A 24,323-nucleotide genomic window follows, 5' to 3' on the forward strand; every position below is an offset into this window, starting at 1 on the left:
TTAGGTGGTCATTTTGAACTGGAATCAGGTGCTCACTTTAAAACGGAATGGGGTGATCAATATAACCGGAATTTGCAATGAGGTAAATAGTTCAAAAATATTTAAAGTGCCATCTGATTTAAAGTTAGCTATAGAACGTTTTTCTGTTACTCATGAAACAATAGAGGAAGAAGACGAAGATGATGAATTATTACTTGCTTGGGATCTTGCATTAAATGCAAATTTTAATGAGATAATAAAATATAATGATTATATCTCTGAGAACTCGGGATTTGGAACACATCAAGGTGTAAAAGGTCTAGAATATGATAGAGTTATGGTTATTATTGATGATGATGAAGCAAAAGGATTTATGTTCAGTTATGATAAGTTATTTGGAACAAAATCACTAACTGCAACAGATAATAAAAATATCGCTAATGGTGACGAAACTGGAATTGATCGGACATCAAGATTATTTTATGTAGCTTGTAGTAGGGCTAGAGAAAGTCTAGCAATTGTAGCTTATACAGATAACTCTACAATATTAAGAAAAAATTTGTTAGATTTTGGTTGGTTTACTGAAGATGAAATAGAAATTATAAAATAAGTGTATATGCTAAAACATCATAACTATTTCAAAGTACATTTACCAAAGAAGGAATATAAAGGGGAAGGAGAAGAAGAACTTGCAGAAATTCTTATGGAAGAATTTTATTTACTTTCTGATGGAAAATTTACAGAAAATTATACTTCAATCAACCCAAAAGAAGATAGATTTGAAATTAGTCTCTACCCTTCAGTACTTTATGCGGCAAATAAGTTAAATTACACTGAAGCAGAAAAATTTCGATCAATTAATAATTTTCTTGATCATTCATTTGTAGATCATTTAACACAATTTGCTCCGTTATATAAAGCAACAAACTTCATCGAGTATCACTTGCATTTTTATGAAGGTGAGGAACAAGATTTTTTTAAGCATATCAAATATGAAATACTTTCAATAATTAGAAAAAGGATTGAAAAGAATAATAATGAAAGTGATTATAAAAGTTTAGAAATTGTAGTAAAAGATTGGATAAATGAAAAAATGAAAAATAAAAATAATTATAATACTAAAATAAATAATGCAGAAAATGTCATTATAAACAATGGAAGTAAAATTACTAATCAAAGTAATATATTAAAAAAAGTACCAAAGGATAATTTAGCAAAATATGCTTTAGGTATTACTATTATAGGGCTTATTATTTCAATTATTATAGGATGGAATGAAATAGTTAATTTTTTTGAATATTTTACAATTGAAATTCTAGACTCTAATGAAAAGTAACCCCAGTTCTCCAAAGTGTTCTTAGAAAATGCTGTGGCGAATGTCTATGACTTCGCATTTTTTTATTGTTAAGGATTGGTAAGGTAGTCTTGGGGCGTTAAAAATGTATTTACATGATCTTATTGCTTCAGGGTAAGAGTAACTAAATGGAGGTTTGATATTTTGTAATCTTTTCGGTTATTTTTGAAATTATATAAAATGTGATAGAAGTTCATATGTACTTAGGGAGATTACTATTTTATACTTAAATTGAAAAATTTTAAACAATAAAAAGACTGATGAATTTCAAAATAGCCTCAGAAGAAATACTTGACGTTCTTCATTTAGCTCAAGAAAATCTTTTAAGAGCTGAGAGAATTAAATTCGAAAAATGTAAGCATTGGAGAAAAAATAAAATTCCAAATTCTCCTGGCGTTTATGCTTTATTTGAAAAAGACAATAAATTATTATATATAGGTGAAAGTGGAAATTTACAAGACCGAATGAACGAAATAAATAGAACTGTTAATCATTCTTTTAGAAAGCAAATAGGCTTCTTACGGTATAATGGAGTTAAATCAAGTAAAAAATACGATGCTGATATTGAAACTAAACTTGATACTTACTTTGCAGAAGAATTATACGTAGCTTTTATAGAAGTTTATTATGGGAGGTTAGAAATCGAGGAGTTTATAATTTCAAATCATCAGGATTATCTAATAAATTCAGTAAAAAAACGAAAGCTAAAAACTATTATGGATTATTTAAAAGATGTGAGATAAAAGCTCATTGCCTTACTAGCGTTTTCAATAATGTTACGCAAACTTTTGTGAACTTTTATTTTTTATTTGAAATTTTATACATTATAATAAAATTAATATAACTTACTCAATGGAAAATTTTCTTGATTATTATCAGCTTCATAATTCCACAAATGATATAAAGGAAAAATATAATCCAAATCCAGACGGGAAGATTTGTAAATTCTGTAAAGAAAAATATCCTGCAGTTACATTTAATACAATTCCGCACATTGTTCCTGAACTTTTTGGAAGAAATAGTATTATTTCAAACTTTGAATGTGATAATTGTAATAAAAAATTTCAAAAATACGAAAGTGACCTATCTACAATGATTCAACATTACTTGGCGTTAACAAAAACTAAAACAAAAAATGGAATCCCAAATTTTCAATCAAGTAAAAGTAGAGATGAATTTTCAACAACTACAAAAATATTAAATAACACTTTGAAATTGAGTTTCGGAACTAATTATGAGGATTTTGAATTTAACGAAAAAAACAAAACGCTAACTGTAAAATTTAGAACTAGAAAGTTTAGTCCGTTTTCAGTTTATAAAGTTTTTTTGAAAATGGGAATTTCATTGCTCACTGAGGATGAGTTGAATGAAAATATACATTACTTAGATTTTTTGAATTCAGAAGAACCGTTAGATAATGGTATGCAAATATGGTCATGCTATCGATATATGCTAAAAACTAAGTATCATGCAAAGCCAAAAATAAACTTATATAAGGCAAAAAGAACTCTTATTGACGATGTTGAATTTCCTGAATATGCTATACTTATAAATTTTGCAAATGTTGTTTTTCAATTTTTTCTGCCTATTTCTAAAAAAAACTACTCAGAGCATAAAGCAAAGAACAAATTAAGAATTGAATTATTTCCTTCATTTTCTCTGGAAAACATCAGAGAAATTAATTATATTGATATGTATATTCTTGAACTTAATGAGAAACAAAAAGTTTCCATTACTGATACAATTGTTTTGTATTATGAAAGGCGTGAGACAAATATTTGATCAAATTTGCTACTTGGGATTTTTAAAAAGTCAGCAGAAATTATATACTAATCATTTTTCTATGAAACGTCTTTTTACTATCATGATTTTGTTTATCATTTTATCGTGTACCAATAAACCAGAAAAGGCAGTAATTGATTCTTCAAAAGTGATTCTGTCAGCTAAAATTTTAACCTATAATGATTTGAATTTTGTTGAAAAAGAGCAATTAACATATGGTTGTTATTGTTATTCTAACAATTGGCATGATGGTGAAGAGTTTCCTAAAGAAGATGCTTTCTATGTTAACTGTGAAATAAACAATAAACTTTTATCTCAACTTTGTGAATCTGAAGCTTTTCAAATAGAAGACTTAATGAGTGTTAATTCTCATATGCTTTATGGGAAATATCATAATCGCTGGTCTTTTATAGATTCTTTGGGCTTTAAAGTTTGTGAAACGAATAAATTTGAAGGACACAATATTATTTCTTTACAAAGAAAAGGGGAAATAGATAAATTACTTATCGGACCATTAATAGAAAAACCAAAAGCAATGTCAATAGAAATTTCTGATTCAAAATACTATAAAGATAATTCAGATCCGACCTATGATATAAAATAAATTTCCAGGATTGTGCGAGTATCACCCTCGTACATGCAATTAAGATAAAAAAACTAAAAATTGTGTTTCAAATTTTAAGTAAGACATAAATAGAAAAATAGGGAATTTGAAATATTGACGAACAGACGAAATTAAAGCAAATTTGACAGAACTATGAAACATATTTACCTTTTTTTTGTATTATTAATTATATGTTGCGGAAGAAAATCTTCAAACGAACAAAATAATTTGCTAATTGAATCAAATGGATTTGTAAGTGAAGATGGCTATGAAGATGGAACATATTGTGCAGAAATAGAATATTATTATTCCGAAACAGGAACAAATTCAACGTACACTCTTGAAGTAGAAATTGAAAATAATGAACTTACAGTCATACATTGGCCGAATGGAGGCTGGCTAGATAGTTCACACTTTATACCGCCAGATATTTCAGATGGTGAAGCAAGTTTCACTAGTGATGAAGGAGTCGATTATACTGTAAAAATAATTGGTAATGAAGGAGATTGCGTAACAGATTCTTATGCAAAAGACGAAGATGATTTAATACGGGAAAAGGAAGACCAACAAAATGAAGAGGAAAATCGTATTAGGGAAGAAGAAGAAAAAATTGAAGAAAATAAACAGCAGGAAGAAGAAAATCACAATAGAGAAGAAGAGGAAGAAGATAATAGTGAAGAATAAATAAAATCAGCTGGTCACATGGTGTCAGCTAAAAAACTTAAAGAATAAAAATCCTCCAGCTCTCCGAAGTGTTCTTATAAATGATGTGCGAACGTCTCTAGACTTAGCACTTTTTATGGTCAAGTTTCGGGGATATAGTTTCGGGGAGTTAAAAAAATTTCTACAGAATCTTAATCTTGAAAAGGGTAGGAGGTAACTAAATATCGTTTTGATGTTTTGTAATCTTTTTTGGTTATTTTTGAAATGTATAAAGCGAATTAAACATTCGTGTATACACCCAATTTTGGGTAGATTGGCGGTATTTTATAACTTATATAAATAAGTTGTGCAACATTTTAAGAACTTATCATGACAAAAGAAGATTTATTAAAAAATATTGATGGATTACTTTCAACTACGTCTGAAAATCCGGCTAGCAGTTTAGCACAATCGATAGAGTTTATAAAAAATTATATTGGAAAAGATAACTCATTTCTAAAAACACTTGAAAGACTAAATCCGTTTGCAAGTTTTACAACTCTTCGTCCGGAAGTAAATGATATTTTAAGAGGATTAAGATCTTATGTTGAAAATGATTTAATAAGAAAGATTTCTGTAGAAAGAGAAATACAAATAGAAACGGTATCAGGTTATTTGGAACAAGCCGCGTCATTATTGAACGACAAAGGTGTCCATCCTGCGGCGGCTGCGGTTGTTATTGGAGCATCGTTAGAAGAGTTTTTAAGAAATTGGTTGGAAGATTTGCAATTTGATATCTCTACAATAAAAAACAGTCTTGATGCTTATTCCCAAGAATTAAAAAAACTTGAGAAAATTAATAAACAAGATTTAAAAGATATAATTTCTTGGGGAGGAACTCGTAATGATGCAGCACACGGACACTGGCAAAATGTTGAAGATAGACAAAGAATTAGGTTGATGCTCGAAGGCGTTAACCTGTTTATTCGTAAGTATTCTGAAATATAAAAAAACGTCGCATAACAGCGGTTTTGCGCTATTGCTGTTTATGTTGTAAAATGAAATACTTTTTTCCATAACTTCGTTTTGTCCAGCCGAGCGAACTCAGTTCCAATTCCGCAACAGTCGCAAAGCCACAGGACGTTATAGACAATGCAAAAAAAATTCTAGAGAAACAACTTGAAAATGAACAAATTTGAATTTCTGAAAGAGTGGTATTATAAAGAAGATGACCGAAAAGATTGTCTGAACAATTCATTGAATATTCCTATTGGAATATTAACAGCTGTTCTTGCAGGAATATATTTCTTTTCAAATAAATATAATTATTCACAAGAGTCAATTCTATTAAAATATTCATTTTCTATCTTTGCAACTATCACAATTGTTTTTTGGCTTATTTGCATATATTATTTGCTTAAATCATATAACGATTTTTATAAAGGCTATTCATACAAAGCATTTCCAAATGCAAATTTTTTAACCAAAGAGGAAGAAGATTTAAAAATTTATTTAGAAACGTATAGGGATGACCTTGATCCAAGTATAACTTTAAACATTTTAGTTCAACAAAACGTCGAGAAAACTTTAATAGAATGTATTGATGTAAATGTTTATAATAATGATAGAAAATCCGCATATTTACATAAATCAAAAGTTCATCTTTTAAATTGCATTTTAGCGCTTTTTATCTTATCTGTCCTTTTTACAATTAACTATATTAATCACGAAAAAGAAGAAATTTACAAAATTCAAATCGTAAAAAATGAAATAATGAGAAACGACCAAAGGAGACCGCCGCCACCACCACCACCTAGGCAAGAGCCACGTATAATTAAAGAGGACAAACAGCCAACAAGGCAAACTCCTCCACCTCCACCAAGACCAAGAGATCATTAATAAATTGAAGCCGAATTTGAACTCAAACTCAAATTCGGCCTCTACAATATGCCCTGCCTATAACAGCCGTTACAAGAGATTTGGGCATTTGGCTTAATTTAAAAATGGTCTTGTATTTGGGAAGTTTAGGCAAATCCGAAAATAAGGCTTAATTTAATCCCAAACCTCTTGTAGCAAGGGAACGTTGTGTGCTATACTTCTTAACAACCCGTATGACAAACTTCTTTGAACACTTTAAAACGACATTATTTGCAGAATTTCAATTTTTGAAAGACTTTGGATTTTCTGACTTTGAAGAAGAACAAATTGCTTATGAATATCATTTTGTTGCAAAATCCAAGGATAATATTAAATTAGATATCCAAATCGAATTAACATCTTCAACGCCAATTTGGATCTCTATTAATGGAATTTATTTAGAAAATTTATTTGCATCTAATTCCTTTTTTAAAGAATATAGTTCTGAATTAGAAAGTATTTACAGAACGATTGACAATCCAAAAAACATAACGAATAATCAAAATGCTTTTGCAGAAAAAGGCTTTGTTTTAAACGAAAGGTATTTAAGTTTCGTAAAATCGTTGTTAATTGACAATCCCGAATATTTGCAAGACGTTGCAATTTATGACAGACAGCAAGAAGTGAGAAAATTGCAAACAGAATTAGAACTGGCAGACTATCTTAAAGATTTTAAAAATCTATTTAATAAAGACGGACAACTGTTGCCTACGGAAACTTTTTTCAAAGCACAATTTGACAATAATCAACTTACTGTTGAAACCGACAAAATATCTGCGGACTTCAACTCTTATGACGAATTTGTTGAGTTTATGAATTCATTTTCATCAGAAAATATTCAGTTCGAAAACATTATTTATAAATTTGAACCAAAATAAGTACAGCACCCAACACGGGTTCTGCATCAGGCGGGCTTTAGTGTGAAATTCAACGGCAGTTTTTCAATTGAACATTAGTAATAATATCAGCTTTTGTGCTTCGATTTCCCGCCCGAACGCAAAGCCGAAAACGTTGGAGACATTTTACAAAACCCCGGCTCTTCGAGGTGTTCTTATAAATGCTGTGAGAATGTCCCTGACTTCGCACTTCTTTATGGTCAAGTTTCAGGGAGGTAGTTTCGGGGAGTTAAAAAATATATCTACAGAATCTTAATATTGAAAAGGGTAGGAGGTAACTAAATATCGTTTTGATGTTTTGTAATCTTTTTTGGTTATTTTTGACGAGATAGGAAACGGAAACCATTGCTATCTAAATTTATAAATAAATAATTTTACAATAATAAATGCATGAAAAAAATACTACTCTTTTTTATTTTAATTAATTCTATCCTATACTCACAAACAGACGGTTCTTTAGATACGTCTTTTGGAACAAATGGCAGAGTTTTTACAGATTTGTCTGCATCCAGTAATGATTATATGCAAGACGGAATCCAACTGCCGGACAATAAAATTCTTGTTGCGGGCTATACTACTTTAAAAGGACTTGATAATGTAGTATTAAAATATCTACCCAACGGCACCTTAGATGTCTCATTTGGAACTAATGGAATTTCAATTATTGAATTTGGAAGCGATAAAAGCCAAATAAGAAAAATTGCTACTCAATCAGATGGAAAAATTATTATAGCTGGACGATCAGGCTCATTAACTTCGTATGCTACTGTTGCACGATTAAATTCTGACGGGACATTAGACACAACTTTTGGCACAAACGGAATTGTTACAAAAATATCTGGTACTGAATCCGATATACAATCTTTACATATATTACCAGATAATAAAATTATTGTAGTTGGATATGTTTTAAATGACAATTCAGACATACAAGTCATAAAATTAAATGCTGATGGAAGTTTTGATACTAATTTTGGAATAAATGGTGTAGCAGTGATTGACTTTGATTCATTATCCCAACGAGCTTTTTGTTCTGTTATGAATGGTGAAAAAATTTTGATAGGCGGCGTGGTCAGTAATCCGACTGAATCTTCTCTATTACTGCAATTAAATTCAAATGGGAGTATTGATACAACTTTTGGAACAAATGGATACAGTTCTATACAGTTTGGTGCTAATCCTAATGATTATTATGATCGTTTTTTAACTGTTAAGGTATTTCAGAATAAAATATATGCAGTTGGTTCAAGAGCTAAGGATTATTTCAATTATAATATAAATCTAAGCAGATTTACAATTGATGGATTACTCGATACTTCATTCAGTGATGATGGTAAGTTATTGATAGATACAAATAATGAAAAAGATTTTGTACAAGATCTAAATATTTTAAACGATAACTCAATACTTCTTGCCGGAGTGTCTTTAGCTTCAAATTCTAATAAAGGCTTTTTAATGAAATTAAACGCAAACGGCAGTTATAAGACAAACTTTGGCTCTGCTGGTGTAGTGACAAATATGAACTTTATTGAAGTTCAAAAAGTAATTGTAAATCAAAATAATATCATAGTAGTAGGGACCACTACTTATCCTAGTAATGTAGCCTTAGCAAAATATAATAATGCAAATTTACTTGGTATTCAAAATGACGAGTTTTTAGGCAGAAACTTCAATGTCTATCCCAATCCAATGCAAGATAAATTAAATGTAATATCGAGATCCGGACAACAAATAAACACAATAGAGATATTAGATGCTTCAGGAAAAAAAGTTTTCGAACATAATCAGAATACAGATCAATTAAATACAGGAAATCTTGCTAAAGGAATATATTTCTTAAAAATTTATTCAGAGGGACTAATAGAGAACTTCAAATTAATTAAGGATTAAAAAAGGATTATAGTTCTATTTTTAGAAACAAAAACCATCTGCTAGCAACAGATAAGTGCCATAGCTAACTTTTTTGTTCAAGTTAATTGATTTCGTTTTCCGAAATTGGAACATTAATTTTCAAAACCCGGTTCTGTGAAAATGTTGTTCCGTTCTAATACCAGAACTTTATCTGCAAGTTTGACCAAAAATAAATAAATCATGAAAATTATAAACTCCCTAAATGAAGATGAATGGGTTTCTATAAAAAATATTGGAACTATATTCCATTTGAAGAAAGATCAAATAATTTTTCGCAAAGGCGAACATAATGATAAGGAAGTTTTTTTGGTAAATGGAATCGTTAGGGGCTTTATTATAGATGAAAATGGGAGTGAGAAAAGCACATCATTTTTCGAAGAGGGGGAATTTATGAGTACGCATTCATTTAGAACTCAAAAAAGCGTGTCCATATACAACTATCAGGCTTTATGCCGTACAAAGTTATTGGTATTCGATTCAAAGGAATTGAAGGATTTGTTATCTGGAACCAAAAAATTACATGAAATAGGTAAGGCAATAAAGGAAAGGGAAATGACCAGACTCATGAACAGGGATGATTGCCTGATGCAGGTAAAAGCTCTTGACAAATACCAGAAATTCATCACGTTCTATCCCAATTTAGAAAGGCAAATTTCTCAGCGTTATATCGCCTCCTATCTTGGGATAACCCCTGTTTCACTAAGTCGCGTAAAAAAATCTCTGCTTTCACAAACTGATAACAATTGATAACAGAATTAGAAATCCATTGGGATAATTTTGTGATTATTAATCATAAAATTTATTTTGAGATGAAAAAACTAATTGGTTTCTTTTTTAAAAATGGGAAGTATAAGATTGCCCTTCCGGTATTAGCAGTGGGTATTGTTCTACAAGCTTTATTAATAGTTGATTATCTTCCTGAATTTCTTCATTATTCAGAGAATGTGAAAAACCCCGACCAGCTTTTTACTTATAACTATGAATACATAGCAGACTTATATGACAAACTAGGAAAAGAAGGAAGAAAATTCTACTTTAAAATGCTTGGGTTAGACTTTTTATACACTACCATCTCCGGCGTAGGTTATTCCCTATTACTTGCAGCGTTAGTCAAAAAGGAAAAATGGTATATCATGCTGCCTCTTTTTTTAACGCTTGCGGATGTTTTCGAAAATATTTCACAAATTATTTTGATGGACAATTTCCCTGCAATATCAGCTTTAGGAGTCGCGATATCAAGTACATTTAGTTCTATTAAAATGACGGGCGGTGCAGTCAGTCTATTATTAATTTTATTCTTTATAGGTAGGAATATTATCCAGTGGGTAAAAATAAAAAGATAATTATTTGAGAACACTTAATCACCGAAGTGCTCTCGTGAGATGCTGTATGAATATGTCTGACTTCGCACTTTCAATATTCTGCTTAATTATTTTTTAGTTCTGGTTTTATTCTTTCTCACTGAAACATACAGGTCTAACTCCCGCATATAAATAAGTACTGTATTAGAAGATAATTCATATCCGCATTTTTGAAGTTCAGCTGTAATACGCCTGGAACCATAACGCTTTTTGGATGCTAGAAAGATCTTAGTAATTTCTTCCTTAACCATCATTTTCCATTTTTGTCGTTCTGAAACATATTTATATTTCCATTTATTATAGCTGTTTAAGCATACTCCAAGCGTTTTGCATATCAGATAACTGGAGTATTTATCTTCATTTTCGGCTATGTACTGAAATGTAGAAATAGGACCATGTCGAAGATATTCTGTTGCTCCTTTGATGATGTCAAATTGAATATTTAGTTTTTTAATTTTTGTTTTAAGCTCAAAAACTTTTTTGTCCTCAGCACGTAATGCGCCTTTTCCGTAGACAGAAAAGCTTTCCGCACCATGTATTATAAAGCTCCGGCGCCAATTAAATAATGAGTGACTCGTTATGTTAAATTTTTGAGCTACTTCAGCTACTGATCCTTTTTCGAAACTTAACAGCACAGCTTTCAATTTGAAATCAGGACTATAGCTTTGTTTATTTTCTTTCATACACTTAGGACTATCGTTTTAGGAAATTATTCCTCAGCATTAAATTCCTCAATGGATCTATAATTGAGTGCTGCATGTCTTCTTTTTTTGTTATACCAGTTTTCTATGTAGTCGTTTATCTCTATTCTTATTTCTCCTGGAGTGAGTAATCTGGGCTGTATATATATTAATTCTCTTTTTAGTGAATTAAAAAAGCTTTCAGAAACCGCATTGTCGAGACTGTCACCTTTTCGGCTCATGCTTCGGACACATTTAGATGCATCCAGAGTAGTTGTAAATAGCTTGTTGGCATACTGCACTCCACGGTCAGAGTGAAATATGAGTCCATCCTTAACTTTTCGGTTTTGTATTGCCATTTTCCAGGCGGGTAGGGTAGTGGTCTTACTAGAAAGGGCGGAACCAATATTCCAGCCAACTACTTTTCGGTCATATAGATCGATAATTACAGTGAGATACAGAAACCTTTTTTCAATCTGAATATAGGTAATGTCCGAAACCCAAATCTTAGAAGGCTTATCTGTTTTAAACTGCCTGTTAAGCATATTAGGGGAAGTATATAAATTATGCTTAGAATCGGTGGTTACTTTGCGCTTCTTTTTGAATTTACTTCTAAGACCCAGCTGGTTCATATAAAATGAGACCTGGCCTTCAGAAATTGAAAATCCTTGTTTGTGTAATTCTCTTGTTATTCGTACGGCACCATAATGCTGCTTGAATTCGTAAAATACCGAAGTTATGCTCTCTTTCAGCAGGCTGACACGGGCTTCACTTTTGGAAACAGGTTTCTGCGTCCATAAATTGTAGGTTGAAGTTGAAGCTCCTAACACCTCGCACATCATACCAATAGGATATAGATGCTTATTTTCATGTATATAATTATAAAGCGCATGCTTGCCTTGCCCAATAAAATTTATACCTTTTTTGAGTATTTCTAATTTTAACTGTGATTGTAAAAGTTCTTTTTCTAATTCAAATATTCTCCTGTCTTCATAGTAAACTCTTTTTCTGCCTCTGCCGGGGAAGCTTCCGTTCTCAAATTTTCTGTAAACTGTACGCCATTTGGAAAGTAATTTTGGCGAAATATCAAGTTCTCTGGAAGCGTCATTGACATTTTTTCTGTCATAACTTAGCTGAACGGCATTTTCTTTAAAATCTGAAGTGTAGCTTATTTTTGCTGCCATATTGAATATATAAGTTGTTATTACAAATATAACGACCTAAAAATCAAATTTATAGTGTGATATTCTTTTTGTTAACTGTAGTAATTATGTAGCAAAAGTTATAAGCGTTTTGCATCCTGCTATGAAATATTTTAGCTGAGATAGTACTGCAGCAAGTTTGTCATGCATTATGGCTTAAAGTGAAAAAGCTGTTCGGATATCTTTCACGCCTGATAAAATTACTTGTAAAATTCTTCCTAAAAAATATTTTTTTTAAAAAGAATATTTTTCCTACATTCGAATCTTTAGAAGTAAAAAGTAAAGACTTTGTGGTATTGTGGGGGGCATCACGAATAAACCTTGGATCATTAAGATTCAAGGTTTTTTTACGCCCAGCTCTCCAAAGTGTTCTCATAAAATGCTATGTGAAATGTCTCTGACTTCTCACTTTTTAACTGTCAAGTTTAGGGGAGGTAGTTTCGGGAATTAAAAAATATATCTACAGAATCTTAATGTTGAAAAGGGTAGGAGGTAATTAATATTGTTTTAATGTTTTATAATCTTTTTTGGTTATTTTTGAATAGATATAAAAGAAAAGAAAACATTCGTATATGCACCCAGTTTTGAGTAGATTGACGCTACTTTATAGCGTACATAAATAAGTTAGCGTTCAGGCTGGCGCAGCACCGTGACATGACATTGATAAACCGAAACCATAGGATGTAAAAATAAAAAGGATCAGTTAGCAAATATGAATTTTGATAATATAGAATATTTAAAACATGGCACCGATCGACAAAGACAGGCATATTTCATTTTAAATAACATTCAAATCTTATCTAAGCTTAAAAGTTTTGATCCCATTCTCGTTGGGACAATACCACTAAGCATTGATATTGAAAGTAGCGACCTTGACATAATTTGCTGTTTTTCAGATAATCATCAATTTCAAAAAACAATTATTGATAATTTCGCTAATGAAGATCATTTCAAGATTAGAGAACAGCATAACATAAATGGAATAGCTATTGTCGCCAACTTCTTTATTAGCGACTTTGAAATCGAAGTTTTCGGTCAAACTATTCCATCTAAACAACAATTTGGATATCGGCATCTCGTAGTTGAATATAACTTGCTAAATAACAACGATGAAAGATTCAGACAGCAAATTATCGAACTTAAACACCAAGGACATAAAACAGAGAGCGCCTTTGCGTCCGTGCTTGGCTTAACTGGCGACCCTTATATAGAACTATTAAGATATGAAGGAAATTAATAATCCCAAACGCTAACACAAGCTGAGCGTGCTAAATAATCGATATAGGCTATTGAGGACTAGTTAATACAATCTCCAATAGGATGACGCTCTACTTATCTTGGAGGCACAATAATGAATCTTCATTAATGTTTTAAAAGGTTGGTAACCTTGGTCACCCCGTCACTTTTAATTTGCAATAGGTAATTTCCTTTGGATAGATCTGAAATATTGTATTCTTCAGTACCTTTTAAAGTCTTGACTATTCTTCCTGCCATATCAATCACCTCGACCTCTGTAATTTTAATTTCCTGAGGATTAATAATCTTGAATACATCATGTACAGGATTTGGATATACCTGCATTCTATTATCATACTGCATCACTTCGTTTGTTCCTAAACTACCAGTAGTATACGTAATAATGAACGGCATATCCATAGGATAATCAGGAGCAGAAGCAGGATTTCCATCATCAATTATCGGGATCCATGTGTTGTTAACGGCATTATACTGTTTCGCATTCCATTCAGGCAAACCTCGAGTGCCAGAAATTGTTACAGGCGGAAAAAATCCTGCACTTGCAACGTTTACATTCTGCAATTGATACTTAACCCAGTAGGTGCCCGCAGTAAGTGTCACAGGGGTATTGCCGGTAACTTTCCATATTCTGCGTGTAGTTCCGGGCGTAGATGATACAGGTACCGTGCTGTTAAATATTCGATATATATTTTCTTGCGCACCGGATGCAAATCTATTGGTGGTATCGTCTCCAAAAACACTTACCGCACCCGCTACGGAAGGATCTGAGCTGAAAATGTTAACCCTCATTGTATTAAATGGAGATGTTGCTCCGTTATATCCTGTTTGGTAAGCAAACACATCGACGGAACTAACATTCCAAGTCTGCCCTGCTGGAATAGTAAAGTCATCTGCAATAAAAAAGTTTGCTGTTGCTGAACTAAAAGTTCCTGCATATCCCGCACTAGCATTTGATTCTGTCGTGTTACCAGTGTTATTCTGCACTTCAGACCAAGTAAATCCGGAGGGCGCCGCTACACCACTTTTAGAAGTGGCACCTGTGCTCAAACCCCCATTATTATAGATTTGCGCGAATGCAAAATTAGCCACTAAAATAGTGGCAATAAGTAAAGTTTTTTTCATGGTAGAAATTTTTATAGTATACTCAAGTGTTAGAAAAAAACACTAAAAAAACTATAATTTTGTTGATATTATAAACATTGTAATAATTACAATAAGAGTTATATTAAGTTCTGTCGTGATCACAAAATAAAGTATATTTTATTGGATCCCAATCTTTTGTTTATCCGTTATCTGAAGTTACACCATCAGACCTTGAAATCGCTCATGTCAAATAATTATCTACTGAAGAGAATTTTTCACTCATTACAGACAGCAGTACAGTGAATGATGAATCTGAGGGTTTTTGGAGGTTAAGAAGCTTAAGTAGGAGAGAAGGTAAAGCTATCTTATATTAAAAATAAACGAACATTCATACTACACACCTTGATTGGAAAAGATCGGTAACCGTACCATTTAATCTCATAAGTCCACAGTTCATTATCAAATGGAGTGCTTACTAATGTAGCCAGCATGGGTTTGATGCCAGTTGGCATTTTGCTCATAGAACCTTTTTTTAGTATTGCATTTATGTCGCTGATTGAGTCTTTGGGATTTTCTTAATTATTTTTCATGGCTAATGAATTTGGTGAAGTGCAGTTATATAGAAACATTAAATCCCCTTCACATATTTACTCCTGCAGGGGATTTATTATTTTTTTGAAAATTATTTCTTAGTTATCTGCGGATAACTTTTTCAACTTCATCAGCCGGGTTACTTCCGGTCTGATCAACTGCTCTTTGCAGTACCTTCTTTTGTGATACTGAATTTTTCAGTCCAGTAAATAACCTCATGTTCTTCATTCATATTGATGCGGAATCTGTCTTGTGGTCCTTTCTTGCTTAAGTCGTCGCTCATGATTGCTACATTTAAATTTATAAAGTTTTAAAATCTTATCTTTCCTCTAAATCAGTTTCGCTGCTCTCTGAGCCGCCTGGTCTGTCAGTTCTTCCATGTTCACGTGGATCAGGGTCACTTCCGGGATCATCTTGATTATCATCTTCTCCCCATCCTGCAGTATAGGCTTGATCATTTTCTGTGGTGTAACTTATTTGGTTATGGTATAGATATTTTGTAATTCTTCCTGAGTGTATTGATTTGAATTTTCCATTTTCTGTATAATTAAAGTTATTTATTAAATATAAAAATGCTGAAAGATGATTTTTATAAATAGAAAATATTGTTATCAAAATTAACATGTAATTATCTGATATTAACATGCCTAAATTGGATGGATTTGAACTCCGGAGTCATGTTATTCAAAATGAAAGCTGTCTAGAAAGTGTGTGCCGTATATATTCTCAAGCACGTCTGATAATCCGTGATTCATAGACAGAACTTTTAAACTTTCAGCAAATGGCTACTCTAAAAAGGAAATCAGTTTTTCTGTACATCAATCGATGATTGGGTGTATTATTTCTTATTCGAAAAATAGTTACAAATAAAAATAGAATAGTAGCGGTTTTTTTCTACTATAAATCAATTTTTCTTCTCACCAGATTAAACCTGAATTAATTAAAGATATTTTGGATTTTAAATTTATGCTATGCTTTTTTATCTAATATAATTCCAAAACATTCGAAATGAATTAATATCAATTAGGAAATAGACTTCCACAGACCGACAAATGCTTCTAATATAAGGATTGAGTCATTTCAAAATATAAATTACTTTTTAGAATTTTAAAAAGTGAAATTATGGAAAATGATATCAATTACAGTACTTCAAAGTTGACCCCGGAAAAAGCTTTCCAAATGCTTCGTTCTGAAGGATTAGATGTAACGCCTGAACAAGCAGAGGAAATCTTGTATTTCTTAAGAATTATTGCTAATATCGCTGTTTTGAAATATTTAAATAAAACAAAATGAGTAAGATAGCAGATTTATATATTCGTGTAAGTACGGACGAGCAGGCGGAAAAAGGCTTCTCACAGCGAAATCAGGAGGAAATGCTGAGAAAGTATTGCAGTATAAACCAGATACAGATACGTAGTGTAATATATGAGGATCATTCGGCTAAAACTTTTAACAGGCCCCAATGGAAAAAGTTTCTCGCTAATATAAAAAAGCATAAGAATAAAATTAATCTGGTTCTTTTTATGAAGTGGGACAGATTTAGCCGTAATGCGGGGGATGCTTATCAAATGATTAATCAGTTGAGAAAATTAGGGGTCGAACCACAGGCTATAGAGCAGCCGCTTGATCTAAGCGTTCCTGAGAATAAAATGATGCTTGCATTCTATCTGGCCGCGCCTGAGGTTGAAAATGACCGTAGGGCTTTAAATACTTTTCAAGGGCTAAGACGCGGCAAGAAGGAGGGGAGGCATATGGGCATGGCACCTTATGGATATGCCAATAAGGTTACTGAGGATGGAAAGAAATATATTGCCATAGTACCGGAGAAAGCAGCAAAACTTATTTGGATATTCGAGCAAGTCGCTAGAAATGTCTTCAGTACCGAGTCTATTTATCAAATGGCAAAAGATAAAGGCTTAGAGCTGTCTAAGAGCAACTTGTGGGTAATTTTAAGAAATCCACTCTACTGCGGAAAAATAGTTGTTCCTAAATACAAGGATGAAGAGGAAAAATGGGTTTCGGGACAACATGAGGCGATCATAAGTGAGGGATTGTTTCATAGAGTTCAGGATGTCCTTGACAGCAAAGCACGGACATACAGACCGAAAATTAAGACTGTTGAGAATTTTCCTTTGCGAGGTTTTTTTCTCTGTCCAAAGTGCGGTATGAAGTTAACAGGCAGCAAATGTAAAGGGAGGAGTAAATATTACTATTATTATCACTGTGATAAAGTTTGCAAATGGAGAATAAACTCAGAAGTAGCCAATAAAATATTTAAGGAACACTTAAATAAATTTAAACCTTTAGCAGAAGTAAAGAAACTATATATTGCAATTCTGCTTGAAGGCTATAGAGAGCACACAGGAGTAATAGCAAGTGAAAAAAAGAAGTCCCTTGAGCAGATCGCGGTTTATGAAAAGAAATTAGCGGTGGCCAGAAATTTGTTAGTTACTGAGAAAATCGATCATGAGGATTATAATCTGATGAAAATAGAATACAATGCAATTATCAATAAGCTGGAAAAAGACATTGGTAATGTCGAAGACGATAGGGCATCTATAGAGCATTTAACGACGACCGGACTGGAAAACCTTTTAAAGCTGGGCGAGGCCTTTGATGGCGGGACTTTAGCTGATTGCAGAGAATTAATTGGTTTAATTTTTCCCGAAAATTTCACATTTGAAGAAAAGAGAATCCGCACCGCCCGAATCAATGAAATGGTCAATTGTATCTATTTGGTAAACAATAGGTTACGGGCAAAAAAAAACGGACAAAAGATGATATTTTTCTTTTGTCCCGAGTAGTGACCTCGACTGGATTCAAACCAGTAACCTTCTGAGCCGTAATCAGATGCGCTATTCAGTTGCGCCACGAGGCCTTTTTTGTTTTCAAGTAAGCTAATTTTGTAGCTTTGTTGATTGCTGTTTGCGGGTGCAAATATAGGTATAAATGTTAGATGTACAAACAAAAAACAAGATAAAAATAAAAAAAAATGAACTTAGAAAATTATGTACGTGATATTCAGGGATTTCCTAAAGAAGGAATTTTATTTAAAGATATAAGCCCACTGCTAAATGATCCTATGGCAAGAGAATATTGTATCAAAATTTGACTCAGTTCTTTAAATGATCGAAGAATTAATAAGGCTGTAGGGGCTGAAAACAGAGGTTTTTTCTTCGGATGTTATTAGATGACCCCATTGAATGCGGGTTTTGTTCCTGTTCGGAAACTTAAAAAACTTTCATTTAAAACTATTTCTGCATCTTATGATCTGGAATACGGAACAGATTCATTAGAAATGCAGACAGATACCATTAAAAAAGGAAGATGAAGTTTTAATTCATGATGACATTCTGGCAACCGGCGGAACCGCTAAAGCTCTTGCGATTTAGTTAATGAACTCGGCGGAGAAATTGTTCAGTTTAATTTCTTATTGAAATTTGCTTTCTTAAACGGAAAAGAGAAGATAAAAGAGTATTCAGTATTTACTGCTATTATTCATTAGTGGTAATAAATTGAATACGTTTATGAATTGACTATTTAATGCCTAATCTGGATTTTAGTTTTAAAAACAATAAAGCAATTCTATAAGCATCTTCAGCTGATGAGTTTCTGTCACTTTTTGGGATTTTATATATTTCACATAAATCATCTAAAGAAAACTGCTTATCATTAATGTCATTTAATTTTCTGTACATCACATCAATATCCAGTGCTTCGTTTTTTAATCTGCCGCAATCTAATCTTTCTAATGCAGCGTTTATCATTTCAATATCAAAATTAACATGATGACCAACTAAAACTGCATTTCCCAGATAATCTATAAAAGTTTGCAGAGCATCATTTTCCTGAAGCTTAGTCATTTTACTGTCAATTATAAATTCGTTTGATAAGCCATTATCATGCAAATATTTATATTGCAATAAAACCGCTTCAAAATTATCCTGGATTATGATACTGTCGTCTACAATAGCAAAAGACCCCATAGATAAGATAACATCTTTTACGGGATTCAGTCCTGAAGTTTCGGTTGATATAACTACAAATCTATTGGGCTTAGTTTCAAACTTACTAAGATAGTTTTTCCAAAAATCAGGATATTCTTTATTAATATTTTTCAGCCAGTCCAGCATATTATGAAAATTGTGTAAGTTGAAATTTACTCTTAATTAACTCCTCTAAATCGCGCATAGGAGCTAATGCATTTTTTAATTTCTCTTTGTCTGTTTTGGTTAATTCTTTGATATTTATATATTGACCGGAATCGTCATTTTTTAAACCTTCGACTGTTCGGAACTTTAATAATGTCAGAAAGGCTTCCGCACAGCTTAGATATATTTCTGCATTTTTAGAGTCTGAAATGGCAAGTTGTTTAAATCTTAAATAAGTATTGTTGATTCCTTTGATATTTGAACTTAGTATTAACAATCGTGCTGAATCGATTAAAGGCATTAATGCCCTTGTTTTAATATCAAACTTCATTTTATGAGGACCTTCTTCTTCTAAAATGAATTTTTTAAAAAAACTTAGTGCTGAATTCTTTTTTAGGGCTTCATTACCTAAAAAATCAAAAAACAATGGATTGTTAATTGCATTTTTAAAAATAACGTTTTCTACGGCTTCCTCAATTTTCGGCTCACCAAAAACAATTTCATAATCAAAGAAAATACTGCTCAAATCATTACTATTTTCACCTGGAGTGTTCATCCAGCTGTTGTATTGTTTTATCCAGTCAGTCAATGATTTACACCATAACATGTTGCTAGCCATATGCCCATTTGGACAAAATTCATAACCTACTTTTTCTAATAGTGATGTTGTTCTTTTGGCTAGTCTTAAAAAATAATCTTTTACTTCTCTGTATTTTTCGGGTGTAACATCTTCAAATATTAAAATGCTATCCTGATCCGTCAGTAAAAGTTGTTCCTTTCTTCCCTGGCTTCCAATACTTAGCCATGCAAAACGGGCAGGAGGGGAGCCCAGATCTAAAATGGTTAATTCCACTGCACGTTTTATCAGTGCAAGATTAATTTCGTTGGCAATGTTGCAGATGTGTGAAATTGCAATATTCTTTTGAATCGAATTCTGAATCAAATCAGATAATCGATCCCGAATCTGTTTTAAATCTTTTGGTAGTTGTGATCGTTTAATTTCTTTAATTAACACACCTGGGTTACTGGCTTGAGCCACAATTAAATCGTGTTCAGAAATAATTCCTCTGACAGCAGATTTGTTTGTTCCGTCTTTAGTAACGCATAGATGTGTAACATTATGTTTCAACATTAGTAATTGTGCCTCTGCAAGAGAAACATTTTCTATAACAGTAACAACAGGTGATGACATAATTTTGTCTATGGTTTCTGTAATAGGGTAACGTCCTGTCGCAATTTTAGAGGATAAATCAGCATCAGTCAAAATACCTATTGGATTGTTGTTTTCGCAAACCACAATATTATCAACCATAGAATCAGTCATTAAAATGGCAACATCTTTTACGATTTTATCAGCAGTAGTTGTTAGCGGTGCATTATTATAACTAAGAGACTGTATATATTGCAACTCTGATTGCGTATCCGAATAAAAGCCATTATCAGTAACCAATTTATTTGTGGAATTTACATTATCCTTGGTGTGACGTGAATTAATTGCGAAACTTTCTAATAAAAAATTTAGCACATCCGAATTATTAGCTACAAATGGTCTAAAAACAGCGATAGGGATAGCGTAAACAATACTTTCTTCACGTGCTTTGGCTGTCATCATGTAATTGTTTTTTGCAAAAAACGGACGTAAACCAAAAATATCTCCTTCGTGACATTTATTTATGATAGTTTCTTCAGCATCAGCAATTGTCGTAAGATTGATAATTCCGGACGATACTACATAAAAGCTATCATGAAGTACATCATTATTCTGAAACAATACAGCATGCTTTTCTAAATTTATTACACGAATATTGGTCGCAATATTAAATAGTTCCTGAAATGTCAAATTATCAAATGGCGGATATTCTTTTAAAAAATCCGCAATATGTTCAGCAATTGTATTCATAGTAAATCGAATATAGTCGAATGTAAAAATAATAAAATAATAAATGATTATGCGATATTGTTACAGCAAAACGATTGTTTTATACAATTCTTATTTTTTTATAAAACTTTCTCATTATTATAGGTTTGTATATAAGTTATATTGTTCACTATCTGACATTTGATTTTCTGACTTTCATCATATTACTTTTTATTGTAGATGTTTTGATGAACTTATACAAATTATTCAAAAATGTAATTAGATTTTATATTTTACATAATATAAATTATAGGTCAAAAAAACTATTGTTAAAAGAGAAATTCTCGTACTATATATAATACAAAGAAATTCTCTTTAGTCAGTGTGAATATTTTAAAGTTTTTTAGAATAAACAGCTTTACCATTTAGGGAAACTTCAATTTCATTTTTTTGTTCATTAAAAGTTGTTCTCAAAACATTTCCTTTGAAAACTGAAACATCTCCATAAACTTTTCCAGTCTCAGGTGAAACATATTCGAATAATAATTTTTTATTATCAGGTTCAATACCGAGTTTATAGCTTGAAAATTTAGTTCCCTTTAAATTAAACTCTTGTTGAGAATCAATTATTTTTCCATCTGCATAAAAATTTGTAATAGATTTATTTAAGGTAATATCCGGATAATATTCATTTACCTTTTTTAGCAGATCGTACTGTGCCGTGTTTACTTCCTCAATTTTTGATGAAATTGTCTGAGCAAACGAAAATGTACTAAAAATAACTGCCAGTAGTAATGTGATTTTTTTCATAATTTAAAATTTTAAAATTAGTGTGATAAAGAATTATTGCATTATTACATAATTACCATATTTGCTAAAAAGATGATTATTATAGATATCAAGTTAGTAAATATTTATCTTTGCACGAAATTCAAAGCGATATTTTAAGAAAATGACAACAAAAAAATATATTAAACTTATTCTTATTTTAGGGTCTCTGACTGCTCTTGGCCCCTTCTCAATAGATATGTATCTGCCAGGATTTTCAGGAATTGCCACTGATTTGAATACAACTGTTGCAAAGGTTTCGATGAGTTTATCAAGTTATTTTATAGGGATTTCTGCAGGACAATTGCTTTACGGGCCTTTATTAGATCGTTTTGGAAGAAAAAAGCCTTTGTTTGTTGGTTTAATGGTTTACATTTTGGCTTCTCTAGGTTGTGTATATGTCGTTAATATTGATGTTTTTATTTTCCTGCGTTTTATACAGGCAGTTGGCAGTTGCGCTGCAACGGTAGCTTCTGTTGCTATGGTTAGGGATTTATTTCCTGTAAAGGATATTCCGAAAGTTTTTTCTTTGTTGATGCTTGTTCTCGGGCTTTCGCCAATGCTGGCGCCAACAATTGGCGGCTATGTAACTGAAGACTATGGCTGGCATGTTGTGTTTTTAATATTGATGTGTATGGGAATTGTTATTTTGACTGCATCACAAATAGGTTTGCCAAATAGCTATAAACCAGATACTTCTATTTCATTAAAACCGAAACCTATCATTTCGAATTTTTTAAAAGTGCTTAAAAACCCGCAATTTTTTACTTATGCATTTACAGGCTCAATAGCTTTTTCCGGATTATTTTCGTACGTGGCAGCCTCTCCTATTATTTTTATGGATATTTATCATGTTGACGCTAAGACGTATGGTTGGATTTTTGCCTTTATGTCTGTGAGTTTTATAGGTTCAAGTCAATTAAATTCGGTTTTATTAAAGAAATTTTCCAGCGAGCAAATGATATTTAGTGCTCTAATTGCTCAATGCGTAATAAGCATTGTTTTTTTGATTCTTTCTTTGAATAATCTTTTAGGATTGTATGAAACGATTGGAATGCTATTTTTGTTTTTAGGCTGTTTGGGAATTTCAAATCCTAATACTGCCGGACTTACGATTGCTCCTTTTGCTAAAAACGCCGGCAGTGCTTCTGCATTAATGGGAGCGATTCAGCTTGGCTTAGGAGCATTAGCCTCTTTTGCTATTGGAATTTTTGTTAAAGATTCAGTTGCTCCAATGGTACTCATTATGACCACAACAACTGTTTTAGCATTTATTATTCTGAATATTGGGAAACGTTTTATTAAACAAAAAATTGAACTGTCTCCGGAGAATGATATTGTATCTACCCATTAATACAAGATAATGCATACGAGCCGTAAGGTCACGGCCAAATGGCGTCAATTGAAGATAATTGCTGCCATTTTTTTTATCTGCCCCTATTTAATACCTGCAAAAATCGCAGTAAACAGAGTAGTATAACATAGTAGAATTATGCTTATTGAAACTCAACGTTAAAAAAATATAGTTTCGTATTTTATAAAATCATTTGTAATCAAAATTCAGGATCACTCTTATCCTCTATTTTCTGTATCTTTTTAGAAAACATTAAGAAACCCTTACTTGACAAATTAGTATATTTGGCGTTCAATTATAAGGTTTCTAAACAAAAACAATTTAAAATCTTCGAATTTAATCGATGAAAAATACTAAGTTCACATGTATAATTTTATTATTTCTGTTACTCTTTATCAGGAGTACAGAGTCTAATAAATTACATGCTGAACAGAATCTTTACAAAAATTTCTGCGAGCTTACTACAGCTGATATTCCTCAGTTTTTATCTTCGGATTTACTGAATAAAGAAATTCATATTCATTATGTTGTAAAAAAGAAACTTAAATTTCGTGCTACTACTTCAGAATGCAGTACTTTAAGGTCCCCCTATTACAGCAATCTGATTAAATTCAGAAATTACAAACGAAGCCTAATTTATGGTATTGCATCTATATACCAAATTCAGCGTCATACTTATCTTCACCTCTATCAATTGTTCTAGTTTATAGAATAATATTTACATTTTTTATAAATCCACTTTTAATTCACCTCTCTTTATTGCGTCTGTAGCCAGATGTAAAGAGAAAAATATTCGTTTGTAAAAATGTAAACTACATCCCGAAACGGCTAAAACCGTATTCATCATTTCCATTTTTCTAAAACCAATTACAA

24 protein-coding genes, 1 tRNA gene and 1 pseudogene are annotated in these 24,323 nt (G+C 31.9%); 17 read left to right on the top strand and 9 right to left on the bottom strand.

All coding sequences use genetic code 11. The features are described 5' to 3' along the window. Positions 1 to 52 precede the first annotated feature (52 nt). From GXM16_RS04745 to GXM16_RS04800, 12 genes are all read left to right on the top strand, one after another. Entirely contained in the window at positions 53 to 589 is a 537-nt protein-coding gene (locus GXM16_RS04745; RefSeq protein WP_163393263.1) for a hypothetical protein, read from the top strand. Between the two features lie 6 nt (positions 590 to 595). Beyond that, positions 596 to 1,315 (top strand): hypothetical protein, encoded by a 720-nt coding sequence (locus GXM16_RS04750; RefSeq protein ID WP_163393264.1) that lies wholly within the window; start codon positions 596 to 598, stop codon positions 1,313 to 1,315. Positions 1,316 to 1,593: 278 nt separating this feature from the next. Next, positions 1,594 to 2,076, top strand: coding sequence for a GIY-YIG nuclease family protein (locus tag GXM16_RS04755; RefSeq protein ID WP_163393265.1), 483 nt, complete (start codon positions 1,594 to 1,596; stop codon positions 2,074 to 2,076). 109 nt (positions 2,077 to 2,185) lie between these two features. Next, positions 2,186 to 3,115 (top strand): HNH endonuclease, encoded by a 930-nt coding sequence (locus GXM16_RS04760; RefSeq protein WP_163393266.1) that lies wholly within the window; start codon positions 2,186 to 2,188, stop codon positions 3,113 to 3,115. Then, on the top strand, positions 3,090 to 3,719 hold the full coding sequence (locus GXM16_RS04765) for a hypothetical protein (protein ID WP_163393267.1): 630 nt from the start codon (positions 3,090 to 3,092) through the stop codon (positions 3,717 to 3,719). The genes GXM16_RS04760 and GXM16_RS04765 overlap by 26 nt, the downstream gene beginning before the upstream one ends. Before the next feature lie 228 nt (positions 3,720 to 3,947). Beyond that, on the top strand, positions 3,948 to 4,403 hold the full coding sequence (locus GXM16_RS04770; RefSeq protein ID WP_229684252.1) for a hypothetical protein: 456 nt from the start codon (positions 3,948 to 3,950) through the stop codon (positions 4,401 to 4,403). Positions 4,404 to 4,751: 348 nt separating this feature from the next. Further along, positions 4,752 to 5,369 carry a hypothetical protein gene (locus GXM16_RS04775; RefSeq protein WP_163393268.1) on the top strand — a complete coding sequence of 206 codons (618 nt, stop codon included), beginning with the start codon at positions 4,752 to 4,754 and terminating at the stop codon, positions 5,367 to 5,369. A 177-nt stretch (positions 5,370 to 5,546) separates the two neighbouring features. Next, positions 5,547 to 6,260 carry a hypothetical protein gene (locus GXM16_RS04780; RefSeq protein ID WP_163393269.1) on the top strand — a complete coding sequence of 238 codons (714 nt, stop codon included), beginning with the start codon at positions 5,547 to 5,549 and terminating at the stop codon, positions 6,258 to 6,260. Positions 6,261 to 6,472: 212 nt separating this feature from the next. Then, entirely contained in the window at positions 6,473 to 7,156 is a 684-nt protein-coding gene (locus tag GXM16_RS04785; protein WP_163393270.1) for a hypothetical protein, read from the top strand. A 408-nt stretch (positions 7,157 to 7,564) separates the two neighbouring features. Next, positions 7,565 to 9,064 carry a T9SS type A sorting domain-containing protein gene (locus tag GXM16_RS04790; protein ID WP_163393271.1) on the top strand — a complete coding sequence of 500 codons (1,500 nt, stop codon included), beginning with the start codon at positions 7,565 to 7,567 and terminating at the stop codon, positions 9,062 to 9,064. Between the two features lie 201 nt (positions 9,065 to 9,265). Then, positions 9,266 to 9,832: a Crp/Fnr family transcriptional regulator gene (locus tag GXM16_RS04795; RefSeq protein ID WP_163393272.1), complete on the top strand. Its 567-nt coding sequence runs from the start codon at positions 9,266 to 9,268 to the stop codon at positions 9,830 to 9,832. A 62-nt stretch (positions 9,833 to 9,894) separates the two neighbouring features. Then, a complete protein-coding gene (locus GXM16_RS04800; RefSeq protein WP_163393273.1) occupies positions 9,895 to 10,428 on the top strand; it encodes a hypothetical protein in 534 nt (177 codons plus the stop codon). An 86-nt stretch (positions 10,429 to 10,514) separates the two neighbouring features. On the opposite strand, the gene GXM16_RS04805 is transcribed toward GXM16_RS04800, so the two are convergent. Both GXM16_RS04805 and GXM16_RS04810 read right to left on the bottom strand, forming a co-directional pair. Then, positions 10,515 to 11,129, bottom strand: a complete 615-nt coding sequence (locus GXM16_RS04805; protein WP_163393274.1) for a transposase — start codon at positions 11,127 to 11,129, stop codon at positions 10,515 to 10,517. Positions 11,130 to 11,155: 26 nt separating this feature from the next. Then, on the bottom strand, positions 11,156 to 12,310 hold the full coding sequence (locus GXM16_RS04810) for an IS3 family transposase (RefSeq protein ID WP_163393275.1): 1,155 nt from the start codon (positions 12,308 to 12,310) through the stop codon (positions 11,156 to 11,158). Positions 12,311 to 13,040: 730 nt separating this feature from the next. On the opposite strand from GXM16_RS04810, the gene GXM16_RS04815 reads away from it, so the two are divergent. Beyond that, positions 13,041 to 13,565, top strand: a complete 525-nt coding sequence (locus GXM16_RS04815; protein WP_163393276.1) for a DUF4269 domain-containing protein — start codon at positions 13,041 to 13,043, stop codon at positions 13,563 to 13,565. 125 nt (positions 13,566 to 13,690) lie between these two features. Here the strand turns inward: GXM16_RS04815 and GXM16_RS04820 are convergent, their stop codons facing one another. The 3 genes from GXM16_RS04820 to GXM16_RS04830 all read right to left on the bottom strand — a co-directional run bounded on the left by GXM16_RS04820 (position 13,691) and on the right by GXM16_RS04830 (position 15,904). Continuing rightward, a complete protein-coding gene (locus tag GXM16_RS04820; RefSeq protein WP_163393277.1) occupies positions 13,691 to 14,632 on the bottom strand; it encodes a T9SS type A sorting domain-containing protein in 942 nt (313 codons plus the stop codon). A gap of 781 nt (positions 14,633 to 15,413) precedes the next feature. Continuing rightward, positions 15,414 to 15,542 carry a DUF3606 domain-containing protein gene (locus GXM16_RS04825; protein ID WP_163393278.1) on the bottom strand — a complete coding sequence of 43 codons (129 nt, stop codon included), beginning with the start codon at positions 15,540 to 15,542 and terminating at the stop codon, positions 15,414 to 15,416. 35 nt (positions 15,543 to 15,577) lie between these two features. Next, the gene (locus tag GXM16_RS04830) at positions 15,578 to 15,904 is read right to left on the bottom strand and encodes a hypothetical protein (protein ID WP_163393279.1); all 327 of its coding nucleotides are present in this window, start codon (positions 15,902 to 15,904) and stop codon (positions 15,578 to 15,580) included. Between the two features lie 477 nt (positions 15,905 to 16,381). On the opposite strand from GXM16_RS04830, the gene GXM16_RS04835 reads away from it, so the two are divergent. Then, positions 16,382 to 16,552: a hypothetical protein gene (locus GXM16_RS04835; protein WP_163393280.1), complete on the top strand. Its 171-nt coding sequence runs from the start codon at positions 16,382 to 16,384 to the stop codon at positions 16,550 to 16,552. Continuing rightward, a complete protein-coding gene (locus tag GXM16_RS04840) occupies positions 16,549 to 18,063 on the top strand; it encodes a recombinase family protein (protein WP_163393281.1) in 1,515 nt (504 codons plus the stop codon). The genes GXM16_RS04835 and GXM16_RS04840 overlap by 4 nt, the downstream gene beginning before the upstream one ends. Here the strand turns inward: GXM16_RS04840 and GXM16_RS04845 are convergent. Beyond that, positions 18,064 to 18,137, bottom strand: a tRNA-Arg gene (locus tag GXM16_RS04845). It abuts the gene before it with no gap. Positions 18,138 to 18,251: 114 nt separating this feature from the next. Between GXM16_RS04845 and apt the strand changes: the two are divergent. Continuing rightward, positions 18,252 to 18,764 (top strand): annotated as a pseudogene (gene apt, locus GXM16_RS04850) (adenine phosphoribosyltransferase). Positions 18,765 to 18,795: 31 nt separating this feature from the next. Here the strand turns inward: apt and GXM16_RS04855 are convergent. From GXM16_RS04855 to GXM16_RS04865, 3 genes are all read right to left on the bottom strand, one after another. Further along, entirely contained in the window at positions 18,796 to 19,392 is a 597-nt protein-coding gene (locus GXM16_RS04855) for a 3'-5' exonuclease (RefSeq protein ID WP_163393282.1), read from the bottom strand. A gap of 1 nt (position 19,393) precedes the next feature. Then, positions 19,394 to 21,310: a DUF294 nucleotidyltransferase-like domain-containing protein gene (locus GXM16_RS04860; RefSeq protein ID WP_163393283.1), complete on the bottom strand. Its 1,917-nt coding sequence runs from the start codon at positions 21,308 to 21,310 to the stop codon at positions 19,394 to 19,396. Between the two features lie 351 nt (positions 21,311 to 21,661). Further along, positions 21,662 to 22,078, bottom strand: coding sequence for a hypothetical protein (locus GXM16_RS04865; RefSeq protein ID WP_163393284.1), 417 nt, complete (start codon positions 22,076 to 22,078; stop codon positions 21,662 to 21,664). A 142-nt stretch (positions 22,079 to 22,220) separates the two neighbouring features. Here GXM16_RS04865 and GXM16_RS04870 point away from each other — a divergent pair, with 142 nt between their 5' ends. Continuing rightward, on the top strand, positions 22,221 to 23,450 hold the full coding sequence (locus GXM16_RS04870) for a multidrug effflux MFS transporter (protein WP_163393285.1): 1,230 nt from the start codon (positions 22,221 to 22,223) through the stop codon (positions 23,448 to 23,450). Positions 23,451 to 24,323 lie beyond the last annotated feature (873 nt).

Origin of the sequence: Flavobacterium limi, from assembly GCF_010645075.1 — a bacterium.
Lineage (GTDB): Bacteria > Bacteroidota > Bacteroidia > Flavobacteriales > Flavobacteriaceae > Flavobacterium > Flavobacterium limi.

What these genes read in the sequence shown, in the direction of transcription:
- GXM16_RS04810 (WP_163393275.1), bottom strand. Translation starts at nt 12,310, where the DNA reads ATGGCAGCAAAAATAAGCTACACTTCAGATTTTAAAGAAAATGCCGTT.
- GXM16_RS04780 (WP_163393269.1), top strand. Translation starts at nt 5,547, where the DNA reads ATGAACAAATTTGAATTTCTGAAAGAGTGGTATTATAAAGAAGATGAC.
- GXM16_RS04865 (WP_163393284.1), bottom strand. Translation starts at nt 22,078, where the DNA reads ATGAAAAAAATCACATTACTACTGGCAGTTATTTTTAGTACATTTTCG.
- GXM16_RS04775 (WP_163393268.1), top strand. Translation starts at nt 4,752, where the DNA reads ATGACAAAAGAAGATTTATTAAAAAATATTGATGGATTACTTTCAACT.
- GXM16_RS04785 (WP_163393270.1), top strand. Translation starts at nt 6,473, where the DNA reads ATGACAAACTTCTTTGAACACTTTAAAACGACATTATTTGCAGAATTT.
- GXM16_RS04855 (WP_163393282.1), bottom strand. Translation starts at nt 19,392, where the DNA reads ATGCTGGACTGGCTGAAAAATATTAATAAAGAATATCCTGATTTTTGG.
- GXM16_RS04760 (WP_163393266.1), top strand. Translation starts at nt 2,186, where the DNA reads ATGGAAAATTTTCTTGATTATTATCAGCTTCATAATTCCACAAATGAT.
- GXM16_RS04790 (WP_163393271.1), top strand. Translation starts at nt 7,565, where the DNA reads ATGAAAAAAATACTACTCTTTTTTATTTTAATTAATTCTATCCTATAC.
- GXM16_RS04870 (WP_163393285.1), top strand. Translation starts at nt 22,221, where the DNA reads ATGACAACAAAAAAATATATTAAACTTATTCTTATTTTAGGGTCTCTG.
- GXM16_RS04765 (WP_163393267.1), top strand. Translation starts at nt 3,090, where the DNA reads ATGAAAGGCGTGAGACAAATATTTGATCAAATTTGCTACTTGGGATTT.
- GXM16_RS04835 (WP_163393280.1), top strand. Translation starts at nt 16,382, where the DNA reads ATGGAAAATGATATCAATTACAGTACTTCAAAGTTGACCCCGGAAAAA.
- GXM16_RS04795 (WP_163393272.1), top strand. Translation starts at nt 9,266, where the DNA reads ATGAAAATTATAAACTCCCTAAATGAAGATGAATGGGTTTCTATAAAA.
- GXM16_RS04755 (WP_163393265.1), top strand. Translation starts at nt 1,594, where the DNA reads ATGAATTTCAAAATAGCCTCAGAAGAAATACTTGACGTTCTTCATTTA.
- GXM16_RS04750 (WP_163393264.1), top strand. Translation starts at nt 596, where the DNA reads ATGCTAAAACATCATAACTATTTCAAAGTACATTTACCAAAGAAGGAA.
- GXM16_RS04830 (WP_163393279.1), bottom strand. Translation starts at nt 15,904, where the DNA reads ATGTTAATATCAGATAATTACATGTTAATTTTGATAACAATATTTTCT.
- GXM16_RS04800 (WP_163393273.1), top strand. Translation starts at nt 9,895, where the DNA reads ATGAAAAAACTAATTGGTTTCTTTTTTAAAAATGGGAAGTATAAGATT.
- GXM16_RS04805 (WP_163393274.1), bottom strand. Translation starts at nt 11,129, where the DNA reads ATGAAAGAAAATAAACAAAGCTATAGTCCTGATTTCAAATTGAAAGCT.
- GXM16_RS04825 (WP_163393278.1), bottom strand. Translation starts at nt 15,542, where the DNA reads ATGAGCGACGACTTAAGCAAGAAAGGACCACAAGACAGATTCCGCATC.
- GXM16_RS04840 (WP_163393281.1), top strand. Translation starts at nt 16,549, where the DNA reads ATGAGTAAGATAGCAGATTTATATATTCGTGTAAGTACGGACGAGCAG.
- GXM16_RS04860 (WP_163393283.1), bottom strand. Translation starts at nt 21,310, where the DNA reads ATGAATACAATTGCTGAACATATTGCGGATTTTTTAAAAGAATATCCG.
- GXM16_RS04815 (WP_163393276.1), top strand. Translation starts at nt 13,041, where the DNA reads ATGAATTTTGATAATATAGAATATTTAAAACATGGCACCGATCGACAA.